A 12,635-nucleotide genomic window follows, 5' to 3' on the forward strand; every position below is an offset into this window, starting at 1 on the left:
CCGAACGGGGCGCCCGCCACCCGGCGGACGCCCCGTTCCTCAAGCGGTCACTACTCTCCGCGTCCGCGACGACGGACCGCCAGCAGCAGCCCCCCGCCCGCCGCGGCCAGCGACACCGCGAGGCCGATCAGCAGCGGGTTGAAGTCGTCGCCGGTGTCGGGGAGTTCGGGGCTCGGCGGCGGGTCCGTCGTCACCGTGACGGTCGACGTGGGCGGCACGGGCGGCGTACCGCCACCCGGCACCCGCGCCGTCCCGGTCGCCGCGTTGCTGAGCTTGCCGGACTTCGCGTCGTCCTCGGTGACCACGTAGGTGGCCGTGCAGGTGGTGCGCTGGCCGGGGATCAACTTGGCCGCTTCGGCGGGGCAGTTGATCTCGGACACCTTGCCGGTTCCGGTGAACTCGGTCTCCACCGGCCGTACATCGGACAGCGTGACGTTGCCCGTGTTGGCCAGCAGGAACGAGTACGTGATCGTCTCGCCCGCCTTCACCTTGGTGTCCGGCGACGCGGTCTTCGTCACCTTGAGGCCCGGCTTGAGGTCCGTGGGGACCGTGGTGGTGCCCGGCGGCGAGGTGACCGGCGTGGTCCCGGTGGGCGGAACCCCGGTGACGGTGGCCGAGTTGGAGATGTTCCCGGAGTCCACGTCGTCCTGGGTGACCTTGTAGGTGGCCGTGCACGTGACCGAGACACCCGGCGCGAGCGCCTTCACCCCGTCCGGGCAGGACACCTCGGACAGTGTGCCGGACCCGGTGAACTCGCCTTCCTGGACGGTGACTTCCTTCATCGTCACGTTCCCGGTGTTGGTCACCACGAACGAGTACGTGATGGTCTCGCCGAGCACCAGCTCCGTCTTGTCGGCCGACTTCACGACCGACAGTCCCGGCTTCACCTCCGTCGGCACCTTCGTCGTCCCGGGCGGCGAGGTGATCTCGTCCCCGCCGAGCGGCGGCTCCCCGGTGACGGTCGCGGTGTTGGCCAACTGTCCGGCGTCCACGTCCTCTTGGGTGACGACGTAGGTGGCCGTGCAGGTCACCGACGTTCCCGGGGCGAGGGACTTCGCCGCATCCGGGCAGGCGGGCGCCGACAGGACGCCGGTCCCGTTGAAGTCGCCCTCCCGGACGATGATGTCCGTCAGCGTGACGTTCCCGGTGTTGGTCGCCTTGAAGGAGAAGGTGATGGTCTCGCCCGCCACCAACTCCCGCCTGTCCGCGGTCTTCTCGACTTCCAGACCCGGCGTCTGTGTCCCGGTGATCGTGCTCGGCGTGGCCGGCGGCGAGGTCGTCGGCGTGGTCGTGCCCGGCGGAACCCCGCTCCCGGTCGCGGAGTTGGTCAGCTTGCCCGCGTCCACGTCGGTCTGGGTGACGACGTAGGTCGCCGTGCAGGTCACCGACGCCCCCGGCGCGAGGGACTTCGCCGCGTCCGGGCAGGTGATGTCGGACAGCTTGCCCGTACCGCTGAAGTCCGCTTCCTGGACGGAGACGTTCTTCAGGGTGACGTTGCCGGTGTTCGTCGCCTTGAACGAGTACGTCACCGTCTGCCCGACGACCAGGTCCGTACGGTCCGCCGACTTCTCCACCTTCAGACCCGGCGTCTGCGTCCCGGTCACCGTGTTCGGCGTCGTGGGCGGCGAGGTGATCGGTGTCGTCGTGTTCGGCGGGACGCCGGTCCCGGTCGCGGTGTTGGTCAGCTTGCCCGCGTCGACGTCCTCCTGCGTGACGACGTACGTCGCGGTGCAGGTCACCGAGTCACCGGGGGCGAGGGACTTCGCACCGTCGGGGCAGGTGATCGCGGACAGTTTGCCCGTACCGCTGAACTCGCCCTCCTTGATGGTGACGTCCTTGAGCGTGACGTTCCCGGTGTTCGTCGCCTTGAAGGAGTACGTCACCGTCTCGCCCTCGACCAGGTCGGTCCGGTCGGCGGTCTTCTCCACCTTCAGACCCGGCTTGGGGGTACCCGTCAGGGTCGACGTACCTGGGGGGTAGTCCTTCGGAGTGGTGTTGTTCGGGTCCGCGGGGTTAGGGGGCGTACCCGTAGGGGTCGCCGAGTTCTCGATCTTGCCCGCGTCCACGTCCGCCTGCGTGACGACATAGGTCGCGGTGCAGGTCACCGAGGCCGCCGGAGCAAGGGACTTCGCGCCGTCCGGGCAGGTGATGTCGGACAGCTTCCCCGTACCGCTGAAGTCCCCCTCCTTCACCGACACGTCCTTCATCGTGACGTTCCCGGTGTTGGTGACCTTGAACGAGTACGTCACCGTCTCCCCGGCGACCAGGTCCGTCCGGTCGGACGACTTCTCCACCTTCAGACCCGGGGTCTGCGTCCCCGTGACCTTGGTGGGGGTGACCGGCGGCGACTCGATCGGCGTCGTGGTGTTCGGCGGAACGCCGGTCCCCGTCGCCGAGTTGGTCAGCGAACCCGCGTCCACGTCGGCCTGCGTGACGGTGTACGTCGCCGTGCACGTCACCACCGCACCCGGCACCAGCAACTTCGCCGCGTCGGGACAGGTGATCGCCGACATCGTCCCCGTACCGCTGAAGGTGCCCTCCTTGATGGTGACGTCCTTCAGCGTGACGTTCCCGGTGTTGGTCGCCTTGAAGGAGTACGTCACCGTCTGCCCGAGCACCAGGTCCGTACGGTCGGCGGACTTCTCCACCTTGAGACCCGGCTTCTGGTCCACGTTCACCGTGGTCGTCCCGGGCGGCGAAGTGGTCGGGGTGTCACCCTGCGGAGGTACGCCGGTGGTGGTGGCCGAGTTGGTCAGCTTCCCGGCGTCCACGTCCGCCTGCGTGACCGTGTACGTCGCCGTACAGGCCACCGAGGCACCCGGCGCCAGCGACTTCGCGCCGTCCGCGCACACGATCGCCGAGAGGGTACCCGTACCGCTGAAGTCCCCCTCCTTCACCGAGACGTCCTTGACCGTGACGTTCCCGGTGTTCGTCACCCTGAAGGTGTACGTGATCTCGTCCCCGAGGACCACGAGCGTCTTGTCGGCCGTCTTCTCCACCTTCAGCGCCGGCGTCTGCGTGCCGGTGACCGTGTTGGGCGGGCTCGGCGGCGACTCGACCGGCGTGGTCGTGTTCGGCGGGACTCCGGTCGCGGTGGCGGTGTTGGTCAACTTGCCCGCGTCCACGTCGGCCTGGGTGACGACGTAGGTCGCCGTACACGTCACCGCCGCACCCGGCGCGAGCGAGCCGCTCGGGCAGGTGACGGCCGACATCGTCCCCGTACCGCTGAAGGTGCCCTCCTTGACGGCGATGCTCTTCAGCGTGACGTTGCCGGTGTTGGTGACCTTGAACGAGTAGGTGACGGTCTGGCCGGCGACCAGGTCCGTGCGGTCGGCCGACTTCTCGACCTTCAGCGACGGCGTCTGGGTCCCCGGCACCTTCGCCGTGGACGGCGTCGAGGTGATCGGCGTCGTCGTGTTCGGCGGAGTCCCGCTGCCCGTCGCGGTGTTGGAGATCGTCCCCGCGTCCACGTCCTCCTGTGTGACCGTGTACGTCGCCGTACAGGTCACCGAGGCACCCGGCGCGAGCGACTTCGCCGCGTCGGGACAGGTCGGCGCCGAGAGGGTGCCCGTACCGCTGAAGTCGCCCTCCTTGATGGTGACGTCCTTGATCGTCACGTTGCCGGTGTTGGTCGCCTTGAAGGAGTACGTCACCGTCTGCCCGAGCACCAGATCCGTACGGTCGGCGGTCTTGACCACCGTGAGACCCGGAGTCTGGGTACCCGTCAGGGTCGTCGTACCCGGGGGGTAGTCCTGAGGTGTCGTGCTACCCGGAGGCGTACCCGTAGGGGTCGCCGAGTTGGTGACCTTGCCCGCGTCCACGTCCGCCTGCGTGACGACGTACGTCGCGGTGCAGGTGGCCGAGGCGCCGGGGGCCAGCGAGCCGCCCGGGCAGGTGATCGCGGACATCGTCGCCGTACCGCTGAAGGTCCCCTCCTTCACCGAGACGTCCTTCATCGTGACGTTCCCGGTGTTGGTGACCTTGAAGGAGTACGTGACGGTCTGGCCGACGACCAGGTCCGTACGGTCGGCCGACTTCTCCAGCTTCAGCGCCGGCTTCTGGTCGACGGTCACCGTGGTGGTCCCCGGCGGCGAGGTGCTCGGCGTGGTCGTCCCCGGCGGAACGCCCGTGCTGGTCGCGGAGTTGGTGACCTTCCCGGCGTCCACATCGGCCTGCGTGACCGTGTACGTCGCCGTGCACGTCACCGACGCGCCGGGGGCGACCGACTTCGCGTCGTCCGAGCAGACGGGGGCGGACATCGTCCCCGTACCGCTGAAGTCGCCCTCCTTGATGCCGACGTCCTTCAGCGTGACGTTGCCGGTGTTCGTCACCCTGAAAGTGTACGTCACCACGTCCCCGAGGACCACGGAGGTCTTGTCGGCCGCCTTAGTCACCGTCATACCCGGCTTCTGCGTGCCGGTGACCGTGTTGGGCGGGCTGGGCGGCGAGGTGACGGGCGTGGTCGTCCCCGGCGGGACGCCGGTCGCGGTCGCCGTGTTGGTCAACTTGCCCGCGTCCACGTCGGCTTGGGTCACCGTGTACGTCGCCGTACACGTCACCGCCGCGCCCGGTGCCAGCGAACTCGCCCCGGCGGGGCAGGAGATGGCCGACATGGTGCCCGAGCCGGAGAACGAACTCTCCTGCACGGCCACGTTCTTGAGCGTGACGTTCCCGGTGTTGGTGACCTTGAACGAGTACGTCACCGTCTGCCCGGCCACCAGGTCGGTGCGGTCCGCCGACTTCTCCACCTTCAGCGACGGCGTCCGCGTCCCGGGGATCGTCGTCGTGGACGGCGACGAGGGGACCGGCGTCGTGCCCTGCGGCGGAACGCCGGTCACGGTCGCGGAGTTGGAGAGCTTCGCCGCGTCCACGTCGGCCTGCGTCACCTTGTACGTCGCCGTACAGGTCGTCGTCGCGTTCGGCGCCAGCGTCGTACTCGGGCAGGAGATCGCCGACAGCGTCCCCGTACCCGTGAAGTCGCTCTCCTTCACGGTGATGTTCTTCATCGTGACGTTGCCGGTGTTCGTCACCTTGAAGGAGTAGGTGATCGTGTCACCCAGTACCAGCGAGGTCTTGTCCGCGGACTTCACGACGGTCAGCGCGGGCTTCTGCGTCCCGGTGACGGTCGTAGTACCCGGGGGTGAGGTGATCGGCGTGGAGGTATTAGGGGGTGTCCCCGAGACGGTCGCCGAGTTGGTGAGCTTCCCGGCGTCCACGTCCGCCTGCGTGACCGTGTACGTCGCCGTGCACGTCGTCGAGGCGCCGGGCGCCAGCCAGTTGCTCGGGCAGGTGATCGCCGAGAGCGTGCCGGTGCCGCTGAAACCGCTCTCGTTCACCTTGAGGTTGGTGATCGTGACGTTGCCGGTGTTCGTGGCTCTGTAGGAGTACGTCACCGTCTGGCCGACGACCAGGTCCGTGCGGTCGGTCGACTTGGCGACGGTCAGCGCGGGCCTCTGCGTCCCGGTCACCGTGGTCGTGGGGCTCGGCGGCGACGAGACCGGCGTCGTGGTGCCCGGCGGAATGCCGGTCGCCGTACCGGAGTTGGTGACCTTCCCGGCGTCCACGTCCGCCTGCGTGACGGTGTAGGTCGCCGTACAGGTCACCGACGCGCCCGGCGCCAGCGAGCCGCCCGGGCAGGACACGGCGGGGGTGCCGCCGCTGCCGGAGAAGCTCGTCTCCTTCACCGTGACCCCCGTGAGGGTGACGTTGCCGGTGTTCGTGGCTCTGTAGGTGTACGTGATCGTCTGGCCAGCGACCAGATCCGTGCGGTCGGCGGACTTCGTCACCGTCAGCGCGGGCCGCTGGGACGTCGTCACCGTCGTCGTCGCGCTCGGCGGCGAGGTCACCGGGGTGCTGGAGTTCGGCGGAGTGCCGGTCGCCGTCGCGGTGTTGGTGATCTTCCCGGCGTCCATGTCGGCCTGCGTCACCCGGTACGTCGCCGTACACGTCACGGACGCGCCCGGCGCCAGCGAGCTCGCCGCGGCGGGGCAGGAGACGGCCGGAGTGCCGCCGCTGCCCGAGAAGTTGGCCTCCTGCGCGGCGACGTTGCGCATCGTCACGTTGCCGGTGTTCGTCACCCGGATCGAGTAGGTGACCGTGTCCCCGACGACGACGTTCGTCTTGTCCGCCGACTTCGCCACCGTCAGCGCCGGCCTGGCCGTGAACGGCACGACGGCGGTCGACGGGGTCGACGTGACCGGGGTGCCGTTGTTCGGCGGAGTCCCGGTCGCCGTCGCGGTGTTGGAGATCGACCCGGAGTCGACGTCCGCCTGCGTGACCGTGTACGTCGCGGTGCAGGTCAGTGAAGTCCCGGGCGCCAGCGCGACGTTCTCGCACGTGACGGACGGCGTGCCGCCGCTGCCGGTGAACGCGGTCTCGTTGATCTTCGTCGAAGCCAGCGTGACGTTACCGGTGTTGGTGACCTTGAACGAGTAGTGCAGGGTCTGTCCGGCGTTCAGGTCGCCCGTCTCGGCGACCGTCTTCTGCACGGACAGCGCCGGGTTCTGCGCGACGCTCACCGTGGCCGTCGAGGAGTTCGAGGTCGGCGCCGTCATCCCGCTCGGCGGCGTCGCCGTCGCGGTCGCGGTGTTGCTGACCCGGCCCGCGTCGACGTCCGCCTGGGTCGCCGTATAGGTCACCGTGCAGGTCACCGACGCGCCCACCCCGACCGTACCCGTAGGACAGGAGACCGAGGGCTTCGTACCCGTACCTGAGAAGGAGGACTCGTTGATCCTCGGGTCGGTGACGGGTACCTCTCCGGTATTGGTCACCTGGTAGGAGTACGTGACCGTGTCCCCGGCCTTGGAGATCTGGCTCGGGGAGGCGGACTTGGTGAGGGAGAGGGAGGTCGTCGCCGGGGTGATGCCGAGGATCTGGCCCCAGAGGTCGAGGGTGGTACCACTTCCCTCGTACCCGTAGTTCAGCGTCAGACTGGTGATCGTCGACGTCGTCGTACTGATGTCGTAGACCCCGCAGCCGAAGGCGACACAGCTCGTCTGGTCCGCTGCGGACGATCCCACGTACTGCTGCGCGTTGACGACACCGACGGTCCGGCCGCTGTTCCAGATCCCCATGCGCGCGGACTGCGATCCGGACGCGTCCAGGCTGAAGGTCCCGGACGCGAGGGTCATCGGGTGGTCGTGATACTGCTGGAAGGTCGAACCTGTCTGTCCCGCGCCGAAGTCAGACACATAGATGACGGGAGTCTTCACCGGCCGGGAGAAGGTGTAGGTGATCGAACCGCAGCCGTTCTGGGCGGTGTTGGCGCAGTTCTGCGTACCGATCTTCAGGGCCCCGCTACTGGTGCTGGGCAGGTACCACGGCCGGTTCCCGCTGAGGAGAACGTCGCCGGGCTGCTGCATCTGCATCGCACCGGAGACGGTCGCGGTCACCACGACCCCGCTCGGCGTGGTACCCGTAGCCGTGCCCCCGCTGACCGACCAGTTCGCCGGGTACTCCGACCCCGCCGGAACGGCCGCCGCCGTCGGCACCCACATCGGGGGCAGCCAGGACAAGAGCAACGCGAGCACGGCCAGGAGCGCGGCCGTACCGCCACCTCTCCAGCGCGCCGTTCCGCTCTGACGCCTCATCAACTACTACCGCCTCTCGCCCGACCAGCGAAAACTCCCATCACAGTCGCTATCTCTTACCATCGGGATTTAATTAACCAGAAAGGCATAATTATGTGTCTTCCGGTCAATCCCCCGTACGGTCCCCTGCGGCGGGCGGACATGCATACGATCGGCCCGGCAACCTTTCCGGGGTCCGTGACCACTGATGAGCAGCCCCACCCGACGTAAGGACTACGCGTGGCAACCTCATCGCACCGCCGCAGCCGGCCCCGGCGCCGGCCCGGCGTCCTCATATCCGTGCTCGCCGTGGCGGGCGTCGCCCTGGTGGTCTCGCTGGTGGTCGCCTTCCGGCCCGGTGGCGGGTACTACGGGGGTGACGGGGACGACGCGAAGGCGCGCGCCGGTGCGGGGTCGGTCGTCGAGGAGCAGGCGGGCGAGTCCCCGTACCCCTCCGGTAGCCCGTCCCCTAGTACTTCCGTATCCCCCACCCCGAGTACTACGGGGTCTCCCTCGCCCTCCTCCGGGTCCGCCCCCGCCGCGAAGCCCTCCCCCACGTCCAGCACCGCACCGCCGGTCCGCGCGCAGGCCGGGAGCGGTTCGAGCGGCTCGGGCGGTTCGGGTTCAGGCACCGTCGCCGCCGCCGGCAGCGGCGACGCCCCGCTCGCCGGCCGTATCGAGCCCGGCCGGACGTACCAGGGCGTCGCCACGTCGTACGACATCGGCGACGGCGACGGCGCCTGTTCCTTCGGGCCCACCGGCGACACCATGACGGCCGCGATGAACACCGCCGACTACGAGACGTCCAAGGCGTGCGGGGCGTACGTGCGGGTCAGCGCGGGCGGCGCCGCCATCACCGTACGGATCACCAACGAGTGCCCGGCGCCCTGTCAGCCGGGGCAACTCGACCTGAGCAGGCAGGCGTTCGCGAAGCTGGCGGCGTTGTCGGCCGGGCGGATTCCGGTCTCGTGGAGCCTGGTCAGCCCGGGGGTCGAGGGGAACGTGTCGGTGCGGTACAAGACGGGGTCGACGCAGTACTGGTGCGGGATTCAGGTCCTCGGGCACCGGAATCCCGTGGCCCGGCTGGAGGTGCGGAGCGGGGGTTCGTGGGTGCGGCTGGAGCGGACCGAGTACAACTACTTCCTGTCCGAGCAGGGCACCGGGTGCGGTGGGTCGCTGCGGATCACCGACATCTACGGCGAGCAGCTCGTCGTGGACGGGATCGCGGTGAAGGCGAACGTCGTGCAGGGGACGGGCGTGCAGTTCCGGCAGCGGTGAGCGGCGGGGGCGAGCGGCCGGGTGGTCGAGCGGCTTGGCGGCTCCCCTAGGGGTCGTACGGGGTCCGTTCGATAATCGGGGCATGACCAGTGATCTCCCCAGCCTGCTGCGTACCCTCCGGGTCTGGGCGCCCGAGGCCACCAGCCTCCCGGCGTTCGACCCGGACGGCGCTCCCGCGTCGCCTCTGCCTCTGTTCGCGGCCTGGTTCGCCGAGGCGGTGGCCGCGGGTGAGCGCGAGCCGCACACCGTGTCGCTGGCGACGGCCGGCGAGGACGGCCTGCCGGACGTACGGATCGTCATGCTGCACGGCGCCGACGAACGGCACGGCTGGTCGTTCGCCTCGCACGCGACGAGCCGGAAGGGCCGGCAGCTGGCGGTACGGCCGTACGCGGCGCTCGCCTTCTACTGGCCGTCGCTCGGCCGTCAGGTCCGTGTCCGGGGCCGGGTGACGTCGGCCCCGGACACGGAGTCGCAGGCGGATCTGCACGCCCGCTCGACGGGCGCCCTGGCCGCCGCGCTCACCGGACGGCAGAGCGAAGTCCTGCCGTCCGTCGGCGACTTGGCCGCCGCCTCCGAGGAGGCGTGGGAGCGTGCGGTGGCCGATCCGGCTGCCCCCGCCCCGACCTGGACGCTGTACCGGCTCGCGCCGGACGCCGTGGAGTTCTTCCAGGGCGACGAGCGGCGCAGGCATGTACGGCTGGAGTACCGGCGGGGCGAGGGGAGTTGGGAGAAAGTCCTGCTGTGGCCGTGAGTTGCCCCTCACTCCCGGCCTGACAGTCCGTCAAAGTGCGGCCAGGACTTCCCTCGCGACCCGTTCGCCCGACCGCACGGCCCCGTCCATGAAGCCCATCCAGTACACGGACGTCTCCGTCCCGGCCCAGTGGATACCGCCGACCGGGGTGCGCAACGACCTTCCGTACTGGGTGAGTACGCCCGGCGCGGCGATGGAGACGGGGCCGCCGCGCGTGTACTGCTCGTTGTTCCAGCGGTGCAGGGCGAAGGAGGTCGGGGTGGCGGCCTTGGCGCCGAAGTAGGTGGTGAAGTCCTTGAGGACCGCAGTCCGCACCTCGGCCTCGCTCGCCGCGTCCAACTGCCGCGCCTTGTCGGCCTCGATGAAGCCCATGAGGGCGCCGAAGGAGGCGTCGGGCGGGGAGTTGTCGAACGTCGAGCTGATCACGCCGCTGTCGCTGACGACCTGGCCGTTCAGTCCGTCGGCCCGCCAGAAGGGCGTGTCGTAGATCGCGATCGCCTTGGCGACCGAGGCCATCGGCAGCCGCTGGGTGAGCTGGTCGCGGGCGGCGGGCATCAGGGGGTCGTAGGTGATGCGGGCGGCCAGCGGCGGGGGGACGGCGACGACGACGCGGGACGCGGTGACGGTCGTGCCGTCCGCCGAAACGACGTACCGGGAACCGGACTTGGTGATCGAGCGGACCGGCGCGTTCAGGACGACGCGGTCGCCGAGGGTCGCGGCCAGCTTGACCGGCACGAGCTGTGAGCCGCCGACGAACCTCAACTCCTGGGCACCCTTGGCGGTTTCGGTGAGCCGCTCCAGGGTGCCGGGGTTGTTCGCGTCACCGGCGCCCGCGATGTAGTACAGGACGAAGAGCAGGGAGAGTTCGCGCGGTTCGGCGGAGAAGATCGACGTACAGGCCACGTCCAGAAGGAACTTGGCGGACGGGACGACCGCGTTGGCGCGCAGCCAGGTCTCGAAGGTCTGGCGGTCCCATTCGTCGGCCTTGGGCGCGGTCCAGGGGGCGTCGACCGGTACCTGCTTGGCCATGTCGTTCAACGAGGCTTGCACGATGGCCGCGTTGGCGAGTCCGGCGAGGTCGACGGGCGGCACCGAGCCGAGGGCCCCGTCGGTGGCGTACGGGGTCTTCTTGCCGTCCTTGTACAGGAGGTTGTTGCCGGTGTTGTAGGTCGCGAAGGTCTCGACGCCGAGGGAGTCGGCGAGCGCCTTCATGCGGGTCTGCGTCGGGCCGATGAACTCCCCGCCGCCTTCGGTGATTCCGCCGTTCGCGAGGGACAGGTTCAGCACCCGGCCGCCCACTCGGTCGCGGGCCTCCAGGACGACGACGGACTTTCCGGCCGCCGCCAGGTCGCGGGCCGCCGTCAGCCCGGCGAGTCCGGCGCCGACGATCGCGACGTCCACGTCACGGGTGGCGGTCGCGGCCGACGCGGACGTCGTACCGGCCGTCGTCGCGGCCAGGGTGAGGGCGCCCGCGCCACCGATCAACTTGCGGCGGGAGAACTGTCTTTCGCTTGCCACGTACGGCCTCCGGGACGGTGCAGAAAAGACGGTGCGGAAAAGTTGAACAGTGCTCACGTTCTGCCCGCACATTGTGGTGATCGGGGGCGACGGTCAACAGAGCCCGGGCACCGCAACGGCCGCCACATCCGACACTTGTACAACAGCCGTACTACTGCAACGAGTTGAGGCCGCCTACGCTCGCCGGTCGCGGGCGATCCGCTTGGCGATCCGCTCCGCGTCCAGCCCCACCTCGCGGAACGTGCCGCTGATCGGCGTGACGAACCCGGTGAAGTACAGCCCGGCCGCGTTCTTCGGCGTCCGCGCCCCGTTCACCACCGGCCGCCCGCTCTCGTCCAGCACGTCGAGATGCCCGACGAGCCCTTCCAGCGCCCGGGAGTAGCCGGTCGCGGCGACGACGGCGTCCACCCGCACCCGCTCTCCGCCGGCCAGCAGCACCTCCCCCTCCTCGAACCCCTCGACGGCACCGACGACTTCGACCTTCCCCTTGCGGATCGCGCTGATCAGCCCGACGTCCTGCACGGGGATCGCCCCCTGCTTGGCCCGGCTGTAGAGCCCGGTGTCGGGGCGGGGCAGCCCGTGCTCGGCGAGGTCGGGGATGCTCAACCGGGCCATGGGGCGGGCGAGTCGGTCCACGACGGCGGCGGGCAGGCGGCGGACGAGGATGCCGGTGTACTGCGCCGCCCAGCCGGCCGTGGAGCGGCGCACGATGTGCGGGACCGTCCGCACCGCGAGCAGCACCCGGGCCGCGCCGTTCTCGACCAGGTCCACGGCGATCTCGGCGCCCGTGTTGCCGACGCCGACGACGAGGACGTCCTTGCCCTTGTACCGGGCGCCGTTGCGGTACTCGACGGCGTGCGTCAGCGGGCCGGTGTAGCTCTCACGTCCGGTCCATCCCGGGAGGTACGGGGTGTGGTTGTAGCCGGTCGCGACGATCACCGCGGAGCCGGTCAGCTCGCGTCCGCCCGTGGCTCTCAGGAGCCAGCCGGTGCCGTCGGGGGCGCGCTCGACGCCGGAGACCTCGACGCTCGTGACGATGTCGAGTTCGTGGTGCTCGACGTACTTCTCCAGGTAGCGGACGACGTCCGCGCGGGCCACCCAGCGGCCGAACCTGCGCGGCATCGGCAGCCCCGGCAGGGCCGAGAGCCGCCGGGTCGTGTGCAGATGCAGACGGTCGTAATGGCGGCGCCAGGAGTCCCCGATCCGGTCGGCCTTCTCCAGCACGACCGCCCGAATCCCCTTCTCCTTCAGCGCGTACGCCGCGGCGAGTCCGCCCGGACCGGCCCCGATGATGTAGACGGGACGGTCGGCCGGGGTGGGGGCGGTGTGCCGGGACTGTATCGGCGCTGTGGATTCGCTGGGCTGTGCCATAGTCGCGAGCGTAATCACGCGACGGGTTGATGGGTATCGGTCAAGACCGGAATTGGTTGCGGATTGATCACGGATGTAAAGAGAAGTGCAACGGGAATGCGGGTGGTGACCGGCGCCGCATGACGGGAAGCGCCGGTCACCACGATCTC

Annotated in this window: 6 protein-coding genes; 3 read left to right on the forward strand and 3 right to left on the reverse strand. The window is 69.6% G+C overall.

Annotation, left to right across the window (positions count from 1 at the left end; all coding sequences use genetic code 11):
- Positions 1–50: 50 nt before the first annotated feature.
- The gene (locus ABZX85_RS33955) at positions 51–7,391 is read right to left on the reverse strand and encodes an LPXTG cell wall anchor domain-containing protein (RefSeq protein WP_355877306.1); all 7,341 of its coding nucleotides are present in this window, start codon (positions 7,389–7,391) and stop codon (positions 51–53) included.
- Positions 7,392–7,422: 31 nt separating this feature from the next.
- On the opposite strand from ABZX85_RS33955, the gene ABZX85_RS33960 reads away from it, so the two are divergent.
- The 3 genes from ABZX85_RS33960 to ABZX85_RS33970 all read left to right on the forward strand — a co-directional run bounded on the left by ABZX85_RS33960 (position 7,423) and on the right by ABZX85_RS33970 (position 9,597).
- Positions 7,423–7,581, forward strand: a complete 159-nt coding sequence (locus tag ABZX85_RS33960; RefSeq protein ID WP_355877309.1) for a hypothetical protein — start codon at positions 7,423–7,425, stop codon at positions 7,579–7,581.
- Between the two features lie 227 nt (positions 7,582–7,808).
- Positions 7,809–8,846, forward strand: coding sequence for an expansin EXLX1 family cellulose-binding protein (locus tag ABZX85_RS33965; RefSeq protein WP_355877311.1), 1,038 nt, complete (start codon positions 7,809–7,811; stop codon positions 8,844–8,846).
- Positions 8,847–8,928: 82 nt separating this feature from the next.
- Positions 8,929–9,597 (forward strand): pyridoxal 5'-phosphate synthase, encoded by a 669-nt coding sequence (locus tag ABZX85_RS33970; protein WP_355877314.1) that lies wholly within the window; start codon positions 8,929–8,931, stop codon positions 9,595–9,597.
- 30 nt (positions 9,598–9,627) lie between these two features.
- Here ABZX85_RS33970 and ABZX85_RS33975 read toward each other — a convergent pair whose 3' ends face one another.
- Both ABZX85_RS33975 and ABZX85_RS33980 read right to left on the reverse strand, forming a co-directional pair.
- Complete coding sequence (locus tag ABZX85_RS33975; protein WP_355877317.1) at positions 9,628–11,115, reverse strand: FAD-dependent oxidoreductase; 1,488 nt, start codon at positions 11,113–11,115, stop codon at positions 9,628–9,630.
- 174 nt (positions 11,116–11,289) lie between these two features.
- A complete protein-coding gene (locus ABZX85_RS33980; protein WP_355877320.1) occupies positions 11,290–12,486 on the reverse strand; it encodes an NAD(P)/FAD-dependent oxidoreductase in 1,197 nt (398 codons plus the stop codon).
- Positions 12,487–12,635: the final 149 nt, after the last annotated feature.

The sequence above is a fragment of the Streptomyces sp. NPDC004539 genome, assembly GCF_040610055.1.
Taxonomy (GTDB): Bacteria; Actinomycetota; Actinomycetes; order Streptomycetales; family Streptomycetaceae; genus Streptomyces.